Here is a 13,421-nt window from a genome sequence, read left to right on the forward strand (position 1 = left end):
AGGTCAGATGGACCTCGAAGACTTCAACTCGGCGCCTGAGGCCGATATCCGGGCGACTCTACTCGCGTGTTGCGATGTGCGCTCCTGGAGCGATGCGGTCATCGACGGACGGCCCTACGCCGATGCCTCCGACGCCCTCCGGGTGGCCGGCACCGCGGCCCTGGCGTTCACCCCCGCCGACGTGGATCGCGCACTCGCCTCCCACCCGCGGATCGGCGAGCGCGCCGCGGGCGCCTCCACCGAGGCCGCGTGGTCCCGCAGGGAGCAGTCGGGCGTCGCCACCGACGCGCAGACGCAGGCCGCCCTCCTCGCCGGCAACGGCGCCTACGAGGAGCGCTTCGACCGCGTCTTCCTGATCAACGCCGCGGGACTGGACGCGACGACGGTGCTCGCCGAGCTGCACCGGCGGCTCGAGAACGCGCCGGACGCCGAGGCCGCCGAAGTCGCCCGCGAGCTCCGCGGGATCGCGCTGCGCCGCCTCGCCCGGGTCCTCGAACTGGAAGACGAACTCGCAGAGAGGCAGTCATGAGCACGGTCACCACCCACGTCCTCGACACCGCGCGCGGTGTCCCCGCAGCCGGGGTCCCGATCCGGATGGACCGGGTCGGGCCGGACGGCACCGTCGAATCCGTGGCACAGGGCGTCACGGACGACGACGGCCGGATCCGCGACCTCGGCCCGGACGACCTGGCCGCCGGCGTCTACCGCCTGACCTTCGACACCGCGACGTACTCCACGGCCACGGGGCAGGAGAACTTCTTCCCCGAGGTCGCCATCACCTTCCGCCTGATCGCGGTCGACGGCGCCGTTCCCCACCACCACGTCCCGCTCCTCCTCAGCCCGTTCCACTACTCCACCTACAAAGGAAGCTGACCACCATGGCAATCCACTTGGGCCCCAACCAGTACGGCAAGGCGGAGAACCGCGTGGTGCGGATCTACCGCGACACCGCCCGGCACACGATCCGTGACCTCAACGTGTCCTCGGCGCTGCGCGGCGATTTCACCGACGCCCACATCAGCGGCGACCAGGCGGCGGTGCTGCCGACCGACACCCAGAAGAACACCTCGTTCGCCTTCGCCAAGGAGAAGGGCATCGGCGCGATCGAGGACTACGCCCTCACGCTGGGCGGTCATTTCATCGACTCCACCCCCAAGGCCGACGGCGCTCGCATCGAGGTGCACGAGTACCCCTGGGACCGGATCCAGGTCGACGGTGCCGGCCACGACCACGCCTTCGTCCGCTCCGGCGGCGGAGTACGGTCCACCGTCGTCAACGTCGACGGCCGCGGCGCCGACCGCCGCGCGCACGTGGTGTCCGGCATCCACGACCTGACGCTGCTCAAGTCCACCGGCTCGGAGTTCCACGGCTTCCTCAAGGACAAGTACACGACGCTGCAGGAGACCGACGACCGGATCCTCGCCACGTCGCTCGTCGCCAAGTGGCGCTACGACCACACGGACGTGGACTGGGACAAGTCCTTCGACTCGATCCGCGCGATCATGCTCCAGCGGTTCGCCGAGATCCACAGCAAGGCACTGCAGCAGACCTTGTACGGCATGGGCCAGTCCGTGCTCGAGCAGCACCCCGAGGTCGCGGAGATCAAGTTCTCGGCGCCGAACAAGCACCACTTCCTGGTGGACCTCGCCCCCTTCGGCGTGGAGAACCCCGGCGAGGTGTTCATCGCGGCCGACCGCCCCTACGGCCTGATCGAGGCGAGCGTCGTGCGCGACGACGCGTCCGACGCCGGCTCGGCGTGGCACGGCGTGCCCGGATTCTGCTAGCGGGGCGACGACCATGACCACAGCCACCGAGGTCCGGCCCGAGGACGAACGCCTCCCGCTCGGCAAGACCTTCGTCTACGGGCTCCAGCACATCCTGACGATGTACGGCGGCGTCATCGCGCCCCCGCTCATCGTGGGCGGCGCCGCGGGCCTGTCCGCCACGGACATGAGCCTGCTCGTGACCGCGGGCCTGTTCGTGAGCGGCCTCGCGACGATCCTGCAGACCATCGGCATCGGCCCGCTCGGCGCGCGCCTACCGATCGTGCAGGGCCTCTCGTTCGCCAGCGTCTCGACGATGACCGCGATCGCGCAGGACGGCGGCGTGCGGCCCATCTTCGGCGCGATCATCGTCGCCGGCCTGATCGGTCTCGTCCTCAGTTCCGTGTTCGCGAAACTGGTGCGGTACTTCCCGCCCGTGGTGACGGGCACGATCATCACGGTGATCGGCCTGTCGCTGCTGCCCGTGACCTTCAACTGGGCGCAGGGCGGCAACGCCAAGGCCGCCGACTACGGCTCGATGGCCAACATCGGGCTGGCCGGCGCCACGGTGCTGATCATCCTGGTGATCAGCCGCCTGTTCCAGGGCGCGATCTCGCGGCTGTCGATCCTCATCGGCATCGTCGTCGGCACGATCATCGCCGCCTTCATGGGCAAGCTCGACTTCTCGAAGGTCGGTGACGGACCGATCTTCTCGCTGCCGCCGGTCATGCACTTCGGCAGCCCGACGTTCCAGATCGGCGCCATCATCTCGATGACGATCGTGATCCTGGTGATCATGACGGAGACCACGGCCGACATCCTCGCCATCGGCGAGATCGTCGGCACCCCCGTCGATTCCAAGCGGGTCGCCAACGGCCTGCGCGCCGACATGCTCTCGACCGCGGTGGCCCCCGCGTTCAGCGCCTTCCCGTGCAGCGCGTTCGCGCAGAACGTGGGCCTGGTGGCGCTCACGGGGATCAAGAGCCGGTACGTGGTGGCGATGGGCGGCGGCATCCTCGCGTTCCTGGGACTGCTCCCCGTCGTGGGCCGGGTGATCGCGGCGATCCCCTACCCCGTGCTCGGCGGCGCCGGCCTGGTGCTGTTCGGCTCCGTGGCCGCCAGCGGCATCAAGACGCTCTCCCGCGTGAACTTCGACGGCAACCTCAACATGGTGATCGTCGCCGTCTCCATCGGCATGGGCATGATCCCCGTGGCGGCGCCCGACTTCTGGCACGCCTTCCCGACCGCGGTCGGCACGGTCATGCACTCGGGGATCAGCGCCGCCGCCGTGGTCGCGGTGGTCCTGAACTTCCTGTTCAACGAGATCACGGCGGGCAACCGGCCGGACGTCTCGGTGTTCGCGGCGGCCCCCGACGAACGCGGCAACCCGATCCCGAACGGCGACTGAGGCACGCCCGGTCGGCCGCCCGGCCGCACCGCCTCGACGAGAGCCGGAGTGTGCGATGCGCACTCCGGCTCTCCTCTTCCCGAACCCCTTGACGTGATCACCATCACATGCCACAATTCCATTGTACGGAAATGATCTTTCCGACAGGCGAAAGCTTGCAGGTCGTATCGGACCTCGCCAGAACCTGCATCGCCCGTACGCCCCGCCTGATGAAGGAGCCCCCATGAACGCGAACGCCCCCGCCAAGTACACGGTCAACTGCTCGATCCTGCTCGCCGACACCCCGATCTTCGAGCGGCCCCGCACGGTCCGCGAGGCGGGCTTCGAGGCCGTCGAGTTCTGGTGGCCGTTCCCCACGGCCGTGCCGAGCGACCGTCAGGTCGACGCCTTCGTCACGGCGATCGAGGACGCGGGCGTGCAGCTCACGGGCCTGAACTTCGCGGCCGGCGACATGCCCGGCGGCGAGCGCGGCATCCTCTCCGATCCCGCCCGCGTCGCCGAGTTCCGCGACAACATCGACGTCGTCGTCGGCATCGGCGAGCGCCTGGGCATCCCGGCTTTCAACGCCCTGTACGGCAACCGGATCGACGGCGGCGACCCCGCCGAGCAGGACGCCGTCGCCGCCGAGAATCTCGCCGCCGCGGGCCGCGCCGCCGCCGGGATCGGCGCCGTCGTCCTCATCGAGCCGGTCAGCGGCGCCCCGCGCTACCCGCTGCTCACCGCGGCCGACGCCGTGACCGTCATCGACCGCGTCCGGGAGCAGTCCGGCGTCGACTCCCTGCGACTGCTCGCCGACCTGTACCACCTGCAGGTCAACGGCGACGACGTCGCCGCCGCCATCGACACCCACGCCGGCCTGATCGGCCACGTCCAGATCGCCGACGATCCCGGCCGCGGCGAGCCCGGCACCGGGACCCTCGACCTCGACGGCCACCTCGCCCACCTCGAGCGCGTGGGCTACCGCGGGCCGATCGGCCTGGAGTACAAGCAGACCCAGGACGATCCCTTCGCCTGGCTCCCCCGCGAGCAGCGCGCGGCCCGCGTCGTCGCCGCCTCCTGAGCCCCCAGCCACCCGATCCTCCGATCGACGACCCGACACAAGGAATCTCATGACGAACATCGCCTTCATCGGACTCGGCATCATGGGCAGCCCCATGGCCGTGCACCTCGCGAACGCCGGCCACACGGTGGCGGGCTTCAACCGCACCCCCGAGCGGGCCAAGCCGCTCGTCGACGCCGGCGGCCGCGCCGCCGCCTCGATCGCCGACGCCGTCGCCGACGCCGAGGTCATCGCGGTGATGGTGCCCGACTCCCCCGACGTGCAGGCCGTGCTCGCGGGCGAGGGCGGCGTCTTCGACAACGCCCCCGCCGGCGCGCTGATCATCGACTTCTCCAGCATCCGGCCCGACGTGACGACCGAGCTCGCGAAGCAGGCCGCCGAACGCGGCTTCCGGCTCATCGACGCGCCCGTGTCGGGCGGCGAGGCGGGCGCGATCAACGCAGCGCTGTCGATCATGGTCGGCGGCACGCCCGAGGACTTCGCCGCGGCGCAGCCGGTGCTCGACGTGGTCGGCAAGACCATCGTGCACGTGGGCCCCAACGGCTCCGGGCAGACCGTCAAGGCCGCGAACCAGCTCATCGTGGCCGGCAACATCCAGCTCCTGGCCGAGTCCATCGTCTTCCTCGAGGCGTACGGCGTGGACACCGCCGCCGCCGTCCAGGTGCTCGGCGGCGGGCTCGCGGGCTCCGCCGTGCTCAACCAGAAGGCGCAGAAGATGCTGGACCGCGAGTTCGAGCCCGGCTTCCGGATCGAGCTGCACCACAAGGACCTCGGCATCGTCACCGCCGCCGCCCGCGAGGCCGGCGTCGTCGCACCGCTCGGCGGCCTCGTCGCCCAGCTCATGGCCTCCGCCCGCGCCAACGGCGACGGCTCCCTCGACCACTCCGCGCTGCTGCGCGGCGTCGAGCGCCTGTCCGGCCGCACGTCCTAACCCGAAGACATTGGAGAACTGACATGGCTCGTATGCGTGCCGCCGAAGCAGCGGTCAAGATCATGGAGCTCGAGGGCGCCACCCAGGCGTTCGGCGTGCCCGGCGCCGCCATCAACCCCTTCTACGCGGCGATGCGCGCGCACGGCGGCATCGGCCACGTGCTGGCCCGCCACGTCGAGGGCGCCTCGCACATGGCGGAGGGCTTCACCCGCGCCGAGGCCGGCAACATCGGTGTCTGCATCGGCACGTCCGGCCCCGCCGGCACCGACATGATCACCGGGTTGTACTCGGCCATGGCCGATTCCATCCCCATCCTCGCCATCACCGGCCAGGCGCCCGTCGCGCGCCTGCACAAGGAGGACTTCCAGGCGGTCGACATCGCGTCCATCGCGAAGACCGTCACCAAGATGGCCGTCACCGTGCTCGAGCCCGCGCAGGTGCCGGGCGTCTTCGCGCAGGCCTTCCACCTCATGCGTTCGGGTCGGCCCGGCCCCGTCCTCATCGATCTGCCCATCGACGTGCAGCTCGCCGAGATCGAGTTCGACCCGGACACCTACACCCCGCTGCCCGTGCACAAGCCCGCCGCGACCCGCGCGCAGGCGGAGAAGGCGCTGGACATGCTGGCCGCGGCCGAGCGCCCGCTCCTCGTGGCCGGCGGCGGCATCATCAACGCCGACGCCTCCGACAAGCTGGTCGAGCTCGCCGAGCTGCTGGACGTCCCCGTCATCCCGACCCTCATGGGCTGGGGCACGATCCCCGACGACCACCGCCTCGCCGCGGGCATGGTGGGCCTGCAGACCGCGCACCGCTACGGCAACGCGACGATGCTCGCCTCGGACTTCGTGCTGGGCATCGGCAACCGCTGGGCGAACCGGCACACCGGCGGGCTCGACACCTACCGCGCGGGCCGGACGTTCGTCCACGTGGACATCGACCCCACCCAGATCGGCCGGGTCTTCGCGCCGGACTACAGCATCGTCTCCGACGCCGGGGCCGCGCTGGAGCAGCTCGTGGAGGTCGCCCGGGAACGGCGGGCCGCCGGCACGCTGGCGGACCGCTCCGCCTGGGTCGAGTCCTGCGCCGAGCGCAAGCGGACCATGCAGCGCCGCACGCACTTCGACGACGTGCCGATCAAGCCGCAGCGCGTCTACGAGGAGATGAACAAGGCCTTCGGCCGCGACACCCGGTACGTCAGCACGATCGGTCTTTCGCAGATCGCCGGCGGGCAGTTCCTGCACGTCTTCAAGCCGCGCCACTGGATCAACTGCGGGCAGGCCGGCCCGCTGGGCTGGACCATCCCCGCGGCCCTCGGCGTGGTCAAGGCCGCGCCCGGAACCGACGTGGTGGCGCTCTCGGGCGACTACGATTTCCAGTTCATGATCGAGGAACTGGCGGTCGCGGCGCAGTTCAACCTGCCCTACGTCCACGTCGTGGTGAACAACTCGTACCTGGGCCTGATCCGGCAGGCGCAGCGCGCCTTCGACATGGACTTCCAGGTCCAGCTGGGCTTCGACAACATCAACGCCGATGTCGACGACGCCCACAGCACCACCGGCTCGGACCCGATGCCCCTGGCCCCCAAGGGCTACGGCGTCGACCACGTCAAGGTCGCGGAGGGCCTGGGCTGCAAGGCCGTGCGCGTGACCGACCCGGCGGAGATCGCCGCGACGCTCACCCGCGCGCAGCAGATGGCCCGTGAGCACAAGGTGCCCGTGGTCGTCGAGATCTTCCTGGAGCGGGTCACCAACATCGCGATGGGCACCGAGCTCGACAACGTCGCCGAGTTCGAGGATCTCGCGACCGTCGGCACCGACGCGCCCACCGCCCTCCTGCTGCTCGACTAGGAGGACGCGATGACGACGGTGCTGCTCTCGCCCGACAAGTTCAAGGGCTCCCTGTCCGCGGCGGGCGTCGCGGACGCCCTCGCCCGCGGTATCGCGGACGTCGCGCCGGACTGGGTGTGCGTCCGCGCCCCCATCGCCGACGGCGGGGACGGCACCGTCGACGCCGCCGTGGCCGCGGGGTGGGAGCGGGTCGCGGTGGAGACCACCGGCCCGACCGGGGTCCCGCACACGACGTCGTACGCCCGCGGCGGCCCGACGGCCGTGGTCGAGCTCGCCTCGGCCGTCGGCCTGGAGCTGCTGCCCGGCCGCGAGCCGGACGCGCTCGGCGCCACCACCTTCGGCCTGGGCACGGTAATCCGGCACGCGCTCGAACACGGGGCGCAGCACATCGTCCTCGGCCTCGGCGGCAGCGCCTCGACCGACGGCGGCGCCGGCATGCTGCAGGCGCTCGGCGTGTCGATCACAGACCGCGCGGGCGAGCCCGTGCGGCCGGGCGGCACCGCGCTGCTGCAGGCCGCGCGCGTCGACCTCGCCGGCCTGCTCCCCGAGGCGCGCGGCGCGCGGTTCACGCTCGCGTGCGACGTCGACAATCCGCTGCTCGGACCCGACGGCGCGGCCGCGGTCTACGGCCCGCAGAAGGGGGCGACCGCCGCGCAGGTCACCCTGCTCGACGGCGCCCTGCGCACCTGGGCCGACGTGGTCGCGGAGGCGACGGGCGCCGACCTGCGGGAGACGCCGGGCGCGGGGGCCGCGGGCGGCACGGGCTTCGGCGCGATGGCGGTTCTCGGCGCCGAGGCGCGGCCGGGCGTCGACATCGTGCTGGAGCTCGCCGACTTCGCGGACAAGGTCCGGGCGGCGGACCTCGTGATCACGGGCGAGGGGTCACTCGACGCACAATCGCTGCACGGCAAGGCGCCGGTCGGCGTCGCCTCCGCGGCCCGCGCGGCCGGGGTGCCGGTCATCGCGGTGGCGGGGCGCAGCGCGCTCACCGCGGAGCAGATCCACGCGGCGGGCTTCCGGCGCGCGATGGCGCTGTCCGAGATCGAGCCCGATCCCGCGCGCTCGATGGCGAACGCCGCCGAGCTGCTGCGCCGCATCGGCCGGTCCATCGCCGCGGGCGCCGGCGGCCGGCTGGGCTGATCGGCGCCGGCCCGGCCGCCGAGCGGGGACGGTCAGCGGGGGCCGTTGCGGCGCAGCCAGGTGGCGATCTGACGCTCGCCGCGCACCGTCGCCCAGCGCCGAGCGGCGGGCGAGAACCGGGCCGCGACCTGGACGGGCGCGTGGCTCGCCCACGCGACGGGCACGGCCCACGGCAGCTCGGCGGGGAGCCCCAGGTCGCGCAGGCCCTGCCGGCCGGCGAAGACGCCCTCGAGGCTGCCCAGGTAACGCTGATAGAAGCCCCGCCGCAGCCCCTGCGCGACCGGGTACCGGTGCCGGCCCCAGTTGCCGTACAGCGCGCGGCCGAGGACGGCGGAGTCCGCGTCGGGTCCGGGCGCGTACTGGCCGATCTGCACCATGCGGCGCCGACCCTCCCCCTCGGTCGCGGGCAGGACGTGCTCGTCGAGGCCGAGAAGCCAGCCGACGTAGCGCCACAGCGCCATCACGTCGCGGCCCTCGTCCGCGGAGACGGGCATGCCCAGCGCGCGCAGACCGAGCAGGAAGGTCGTGGAGAAGAGGCCGAGCGTGCCCAGTTGGTCGGACTGGTTGATGGGCACGCCCCACTGCGCCCGGTCCCAGTCGTCGCGGCGCAGCAGGGTCGTGTTGGCGAGGCCGTGGATCACCCGGACCTTCACGGCCGACCGCCAGGCGAGCCCGTGCGGTCGCACGTCGCCGCCGATGATCTCCGACCACCACTGCGTGGTCTCGTGGATGCGGGCGTCCACCCCGTCGACCATGCCGCCCGTCGCGACGAGCTGGCGCGTGGTCGCGGAGGTCGTGTACCCGGTCATGAGCGACGCCGTCGCGAGGACGTCGAGCCCGAGCGAACCGGATCGCCGGCAGACGGCGGCGCCGCGCTCGCAGGCGTCGAAGTCCACCCAGGCGGGCGTCGCGGCGGCGCCGACCGCGTCCAGCAGCTCCTGGAGCGCGGGGTTCTCCGTGGCGCCCGACGCCAGCGCCGCGTCGAGGTCGCGCATCGAGTAGGCCCGGTCGTCGATCATCGCGCGGCCGAGCCGGTTGCCGAGCTCGTCGCCGCGGTCCACCGCTTCGCCCGCCCAGGCGATCTCCTCCGCCGTGAACGGGCGGCGATCCTTCTGCAGGAGCCGGAGGGCGCGCACACTGCCGGCGGCCCACTCGGGGTCGCGGTCGAAACGTGCGGGGGTATCGACGGTGCGGGGGGCTGCGAGGGTCATGGCCCGAGCGTAACCCAATCTGGCTACATCCTGTAGCCACAATCTCGTAACGGTCTCCCCGCCGCCTAGGAGGACGCCGCCCGCAGGCGCCTGAGCACCGCGGACAGCTCTCGGTTGCTGAGGATCCCCGCCACCATGATCTCCTCGACCGTCGTGGGCGAGGCGTCGATCCGGCCGGCACTCGCCGCGATCGCCAGGTGCATCCCGCCCACCGCGATCATCCGCGCCGACAGCTGCGCATCCTCGTGCTCCGGCGGGTCGTCGAGGATCTCCTCGGCCTGGGCCGCCATGGCTCCCGCGAGCAGGTCGATCAGCGCCTCCCGCCGCGCCCGGAGGCCGGGATGCACGTCCGCGCCGACGAGCAGGGCGGACCGGCGCGGATCGGCACTGATCGCGCCGAGCGAGCTGCGCACGCCCGCCCGCACCTTCCGCTCGACGACGTCGGGCGCCTCCGGCGCGACCGCCGCGATCGCGGTGGCGACATCACCCATGAGCTCCGCCGCCATCACGTCGAAGGCAGCGGTGAGCACGTCGTCCGGCGAGTCGAAGGCCTCGCGGAAGTAGCGCGCGTGCAGGCCCGCCTCGGCGCACAGCGAACGCGCGCTCACCGCAGCGACGCCGTCGCGGGCGACCACGGTGAGCGCGGCGTCGAGGAACCGCGCGCGCCGCTCCTCGCGGCGCGCCTCGGCGCTCGCGCCGCTGTAGCGGCGCCCCTCGGTCTCGGTCATCGGGCCAGCGTATCGCCCGCGACGCCCGCGGATCAGGCGGAGGCGGCGAGGATCTCGCGCGGGTCGAAGGTGACGTTCACCGCGGTGATCAGGCCGTCCTCGACGCGGGTCCAGTTCGCGACCGCGGTCGCGGGCGCGCCGCCCATGCCCAGGTCGAACCAGGTGATCACATCGCGATCGTCCGCGAGACGGGCGCGGACCTCGAGCGAGTCGGTGGCCTGCGCCATGCCGCCGAGCCCCTGGAGGAACTCGTCGGGCCCGTGCGCGACGCCGAAGACCCCGGTGAAGACGCAGTCGGGTGCCAGGTACGGGCGGAGCGGGGCGAAGTCCTTGGCCTCCCAGCAGCGGAAGTAGGTCTCGGCGATCCGGCGGGGCGAGCTGTTCTCGGTCATGACTCCACTCTGCGGCCGACGCAGTCAGAAGTCCAACAGCTGTCTCTGATTCGAACTATCATCATCAGTGATGGAACTGCACCAGCTCCGCTACCTCGTCGCCGTCGCCGACCGCGGCTCGTTCACGGCCGCCGCCGACGCACTGCACGTCGCCCAGTCCGGCGTCTCCGCGCAGGTCGCCAAGCTCGAACGCGAACTGGGCCACCGCCTGCTCGAACGCGGGGCGCGCACCGTCGGCCTCACGTCCGAGGGGGCGGAGCTGCTGCCGCACGCCCGGGCCGTGCTCGCCGCCGTGGACGCCGTGCGGACCGTCGCCGACGAGCTGACCGGCGTCGTCCGCGGCCACGTGCGGCTCGGGACCGTCATCGGGTGCACGATCCCGGGCTACCTCACGGGCTTCGCGGCGTTCCGCGTCGCGCACCCCGCGGTCACCGTCGACGTCGTGGAGGGCGATTCGGACGACCTCGTCGCCGACCTCGTGGCCGGAGCGCTCGACGTCGCGCTCGTCGCGCACGCCCGGCCGCTGCCGGAGCCCCTCGCCGCGCACCGGCTGATCCGCGAGCCGCTCACCGTCGTCGTGCCGGAGGGCCACCCCTGGGCCCGGCGGGAGTCCGCCGACTGCGCCGACCTCGCCGGTGCGACGGTGCTGTGCCTGCCGCGCGGCACCGGCGTGCGCGCCGCGCTCGACATCACGTGCGCCGCGGACCGCACCGTCGTCGAGCCGACGGTGCAGGCGCACTCCCCCGAGGCACTGCTCGCCCTCGTCGAGCACGGGGCGGGGGTCGCGGTGCTCACCGCGTCGATGGCGGCCGGGAGGCCCGGCCTGGCGACGGTGCCCCTGGCCCGGTCGGCCCGGACCGAGTTGTCCCTCGCGACGCGGGCGTCACCGTCGGCGGCCGCGGGCGCGATGACCCGCACGCTGCGCGAGCACCTCGCCGGCGATCAGGCGGCCGCGGGCCGCCAGCGGGTCAGGGCCGCGCCGAGCGCGACCACCGTGAGCGCCGCGACGCCGAGCCCGAGCGCCGGGTAGGTCCACGCCGAGACGACCATGCCGGAGGCGAGGCCGCCGCCCGCGCCGGCCACCGCGATGAGCACGTCGACCTTGCCCTGCACCCGGGCCCGGTCGGCGAGGTCGGTCCCGTCGACGACGAGCGCGGTCCCCGCGACCAGCCCGATGTTCCAGCCGACGCCGAGCAGCACGAGCGCGACGATGTTGACCGCCAGCGACTCCCCGGGCACGAGGGCGGAGACCAGGCCCGCGGCGGCGAGCACGACGCCCGAGGCGACCACCATCGGGACGCGACCGATCCGGTCGACGAGGACGCCCGTGATCGGCGACGGGAGGTACATGCCCGCGATGTGCAGGCCGATCACCATGCCGACGGCCCCGAGCCCGTGCGAGTTCGCCGCCATGTGCACGGGCGTCATCGTCATCACCGCGACCATCGCGATCTGGGTGACCACCATGACCGCCGCGCCGAGGAAGGCCGCCGGCCGGACGCCCCCGCCGCGCGCCCCCGCCGCGGCCTCGGGGACGGCGCCGAGCTCGCGGGCGAGCAGCAGTGGGTCCGGACGGAGCAGCACGAGGATCACGGCACCGGCCGCGACGAAAGCGACACCCGCGAGCAGGAAGGGGCCGGCCAGCGCCGGCAGCCCGAGCCCGCGCGCGAGGGAGCCGAGCGGCGTGACCAGGTTGGGACCGGCCACCGCGCCCAGCGTGGTGGACACCAGCGCGAGGCTCACCGCGGTGGCGCGCTTCGCGGGCGCCGCGAGGTCCGTGCCCGCGTACCGCGCCTGCAGATTCGTCGCCGTCCCCGCGCCGTAGAGCAGGAAGGAGGCGAACAGCAGCGGAACGCTCCCGATGCCCGCGGCGAGGACCACCCCGGCCGCGCCGACGGCGCCGGTCGCGAAGCCCGCCGCGAGCCCGAGCCGCCGGCCGGAGCGCTGGCTGATCCGTCCCACCAGGTAGGCCGCACCCGCGGAGCCGAAGGTGAAGACGGCGACCGGCAGCCCGGAGAGCGCCTCCGAGCCGAGCATCTCCTGCGCGAGCAACGCCCCGACGGTGACGCCCGCCGCGAGCCCGGCGCCGCCGAGCACCTGGGCGAACATGACGACGGCGAGGGTGCGGCGCTGCACCCGCTCCCGCACTGAACCGGCCTCGACCTCGATGTCCACGCTCATGCCCCGTCCTTCCAACTTGTATCCCAGTTGTATCCTAATGAGCCGGGTACTGTCCAGAGGTCCCACGACATCTCGCAGCGAAGGAGCGTCATGCCCGCAGCCGACGGCGCCCCCACCGCGGCCGAGCGCGCGCACGCCCACATCCGCGACGCCATCGTGGGCGGCGGTCTCGAACCGGGCACGATGCTCAGCGAGAACGCGCTGGCCGGCGAGCTCTCGATGAGCCGCACTCCCGTGCGCGCCGCGCTGGCGCGGCTGCAGGAGGAGGGCTGGGTCCGCATCTACGCCCAGCGCGGCGCGCAGGTGCAGGGGCTCACCCCGCGGGAGATCCGCGAGTCCGCCCAGTTGCGGCTGGCCCTGGAATCCGCGGGCGTCTTCCACTCCGGCGAGGCGGCGCGGCGGGATCTCGACGAGCGCATGCAGCCGAACCTCGCGGAGCAGGAGCGGGCGCTGCGGGCCGGCGACTTCCCCGCTTTCGCCGAGGCCGCGATGGCCTTCCACAGCGCCTTCGTCGACCTCGCGGACAACGAGTTGATGTCCGCGACCTACGCGCGCCTGCGGGACCGGCAGCGGTTCTCCCTGACCCACCACGCCGGCCGCATCATCGGGGACGCCGACCACACGATCGCCGACCACCGCGCCGTCCTCGCGGCCGCCGTCGCGGGCGACACCATCGAGTTCACGCGGCTCCTCGACGCCCATCAGCGCGACAGCTACGGCACCGGCGGCCCGCACCTGTAGCCCCGGCCGGGCCTCCCCGGCG

General features: G+C 72.9%; 14 protein-coding genes. 10 read left to right on the forward strand and 4 right to left on the reverse strand.

Going from position 1 to position 13,421, the window contains the following annotated elements; all coding sequences use genetic code 11:
- Positions 1-7 precede the first annotated feature (7 nt).
- From uraD to LB823_RS08220, 8 genes are all read left to right on the forward strand, one after another.
- Positions 8-529, forward strand: coding sequence for a 2-oxo-4-hydroxy-4-carboxy-5-ureidoimidazoline decarboxylase (uraD, locus tag LB823_RS08185; RefSeq protein WP_224646373.1), 522 nt, complete (start codon positions 8-10; stop codon positions 527-529).
- Entirely contained in the window at positions 526-873 is a 348-nt protein-coding gene (gene uraH, locus LB823_RS08190; RefSeq protein WP_224646375.1) for a hydroxyisourate hydrolase, read from the forward strand. The genes uraD and uraH overlap by 4 nt, the downstream gene beginning before the upstream one ends.
- Before the next feature lie 5 nt (positions 874-878).
- Positions 879-1,784 carry a factor-independent urate hydroxylase gene (pucL, locus tag LB823_RS08195; protein WP_224646377.1) on the forward strand — a complete coding sequence of 302 codons (906 nt, stop codon included), beginning with the start codon at positions 879-881 and terminating at the stop codon, positions 1,782-1,784.
- A gap of 13 nt (positions 1,785-1,797) precedes the next feature.
- A complete protein-coding gene (locus LB823_RS08200) occupies positions 1,798-3,171 on the forward strand; it encodes a nucleobase:cation symporter-2 family protein (protein ID WP_224646378.1) in 1,374 nt (457 codons plus the stop codon).
- A 223-nt stretch (positions 3,172-3,394) separates the two neighbouring features.
- The gene (locus LB823_RS08205; protein ID WP_224646379.1) at positions 3,395-4,231 is read left to right on the forward strand and encodes a hydroxypyruvate isomerase family protein; all 837 of its coding nucleotides are present in this window, start codon (positions 3,395-3,397) and stop codon (positions 4,229-4,231) included.
- Positions 4,232-4,280: 49 nt separating this feature from the next.
- Positions 4,281-5,162, forward strand: coding sequence for a 2-hydroxy-3-oxopropionate reductase (locus tag LB823_RS08210; RefSeq protein WP_224646380.1), 882 nt, complete (start codon positions 4,281-4,283; stop codon positions 5,160-5,162).
- 23 nt (positions 5,163-5,185) lie between these two features.
- Positions 5,186-7,006: a glyoxylate carboligase gene (gene gcl / locus LB823_RS08215; protein WP_224646381.1), complete on the forward strand. Its 1,821-nt coding sequence runs from the start codon at positions 5,186-5,188 to the stop codon at positions 7,004-7,006.
- 9 nt (positions 7,007-7,015) lie between these two features.
- Positions 7,016-8,146 (forward strand): glycerate kinase, encoded by a 1,131-nt coding sequence (locus tag LB823_RS08220; RefSeq protein ID WP_224646382.1) that lies wholly within the window; start codon positions 7,016-7,018, stop codon positions 8,144-8,146.
- Between the two features lie 32 nt (positions 8,147-8,178).
- Here the strand turns inward: LB823_RS08220 and LB823_RS08225 are convergent, their stop codons facing one another.
- The 3 genes from LB823_RS08225 to LB823_RS08235 all read right to left on the reverse strand — a co-directional run bounded on the left by LB823_RS08225 (position 8,179) and on the right by LB823_RS08235 (position 10,477).
- Positions 8,179-9,357, reverse strand: a complete 1,179-nt coding sequence (locus LB823_RS08225; RefSeq protein WP_224646383.1) for an oxygenase MpaB family protein — start codon at positions 9,355-9,357, stop codon at positions 8,179-8,181.
- Between the two features lie 65 nt (positions 9,358-9,422).
- Complete coding sequence (locus tag LB823_RS08230) at positions 9,423-10,085, reverse strand: TetR/AcrR family transcriptional regulator (protein WP_224646384.1); 663 nt, start codon at positions 10,083-10,085, stop codon at positions 9,423-9,425.
- Between the two features lie 32 nt (positions 10,086-10,117).
- The gene (locus LB823_RS08235) at positions 10,118-10,477 is read right to left on the reverse strand and encodes a nuclear transport factor 2 family protein (RefSeq protein WP_224646385.1); all 360 of its coding nucleotides are present in this window, start codon (positions 10,475-10,477) and stop codon (positions 10,118-10,120) included.
- 70 nt (positions 10,478-10,547) lie between these two features.
- Between LB823_RS08235 and LB823_RS08240 the strand changes: the two genes are divergently transcribed.
- Entirely contained in the window at positions 10,548-11,507 is a 960-nt protein-coding gene (locus tag LB823_RS08240; protein ID WP_224646386.1) for a LysR family transcriptional regulator, read from the forward strand.
- Here the strand turns inward: LB823_RS08240 and LB823_RS08245 are convergent.
- A complete protein-coding gene (locus LB823_RS08245) occupies positions 11,420-12,658 on the reverse strand; it encodes an MFS transporter (protein ID WP_224646387.1) in 1,239 nt (412 codons plus the stop codon). The two genes, LB823_RS08240 and LB823_RS08245, sit on opposite strands and share 88 nt — an antisense overlap.
- A 90-nt stretch (positions 12,659-12,748) precedes the next feature.
- Here LB823_RS08245 and LB823_RS08250 point away from each other — a divergent pair, with 90 nt between their 5' ends.
- Entirely contained in the window at positions 12,749-13,399 is a 651-nt protein-coding gene (locus LB823_RS08250) for a GntR family transcriptional regulator (protein ID WP_224646388.1), read from the forward strand.
- Positions 13,400-13,421 lie beyond the last annotated feature (22 nt).

The sequence above is a fragment of the Tsukamurella sp. M9C genome (genome assembly GCF_020169415.1).
In the GTDB taxonomy this organism is placed as follows: domain Bacteria; phylum Actinomycetota; class Actinomycetes; order Mycobacteriales; family Mycobacteriaceae; genus Tsukamurella.

Excerpts from the sequence above, each read along its gene's own strand:
- uraD (WP_224646373.1), top strand. The coding sequence starts at position 8 with ATGGACCTCGAAGACTTCAACTCGGCGCCTGAGGCCGATATCCGGGCG.
- uraH (WP_224646375.1), top strand. The coding sequence starts at position 526 with ATGAGCACGGTCACCACCCACGTCCTCGACACCGCGCGCGGTGTCCCC.
- pucL (WP_224646377.1), top strand. The coding sequence starts at position 879 with ATGGCAATCCACTTGGGCCCCAACCAGTACGGCAAGGCGGAGAACCGC.
- LB823_RS08200 (WP_224646378.1), top strand. The coding sequence starts at position 1,798 with ATGACCACAGCCACCGAGGTCCGGCCCGAGGACGAACGCCTCCCGCTC.
- LB823_RS08205 (WP_224646379.1), top strand. The coding sequence starts at position 3,395 with ATGAACGCGAACGCCCCCGCCAAGTACACGGTCAACTGCTCGATCCTG.
- LB823_RS08210 (WP_224646380.1), top strand. The coding sequence starts at position 4,281 with ATGACGAACATCGCCTTCATCGGACTCGGCATCATGGGCAGCCCCATG.
- gcl (WP_224646381.1), top strand. The coding sequence starts at position 5,186 with ATGGCTCGTATGCGTGCCGCCGAAGCAGCGGTCAAGATCATGGAGCTC.
- LB823_RS08220 (WP_224646382.1), top strand. The coding sequence starts at position 7,016 with ATGACGACGGTGCTGCTCTCGCCCGACAAGTTCAAGGGCTCCCTGTCC.
- LB823_RS08225 (WP_224646383.1), bottom strand. The coding sequence starts at position 9,357 with ATGACCCTCGCAGCCCCCCGCACCGTCGATACCCCCGCACGTTTCGAC.
- LB823_RS08230 (WP_224646384.1), bottom strand. The coding sequence starts at position 10,085 with ATGACCGAGACCGAGGGGCGCCGCTACAGCGGCGCGAGCGCCGAGGCG.
- LB823_RS08235 (WP_224646385.1), bottom strand. The coding sequence starts at position 10,477 with ATGACCGAGAACAGCTCGCCCCGCCGGATCGCCGAGACCTACTTCCGC.
- LB823_RS08240 (WP_224646386.1), top strand. The coding sequence starts at position 10,548 with ATGGAACTGCACCAGCTCCGCTACCTCGTCGCCGTCGCCGACCGCGGC.
- LB823_RS08245 (WP_224646387.1), bottom strand. The coding sequence starts at position 12,658 with ATGAGCGTGGACATCGAGGTCGAGGCCGGTTCAGTGCGGGAGCGGGTG.
- LB823_RS08250 (WP_224646388.1), top strand. The coding sequence starts at position 12,749 with ATGCCCGCAGCCGACGGCGCCCCCACCGCGGCCGAGCGCGCGCACGCC.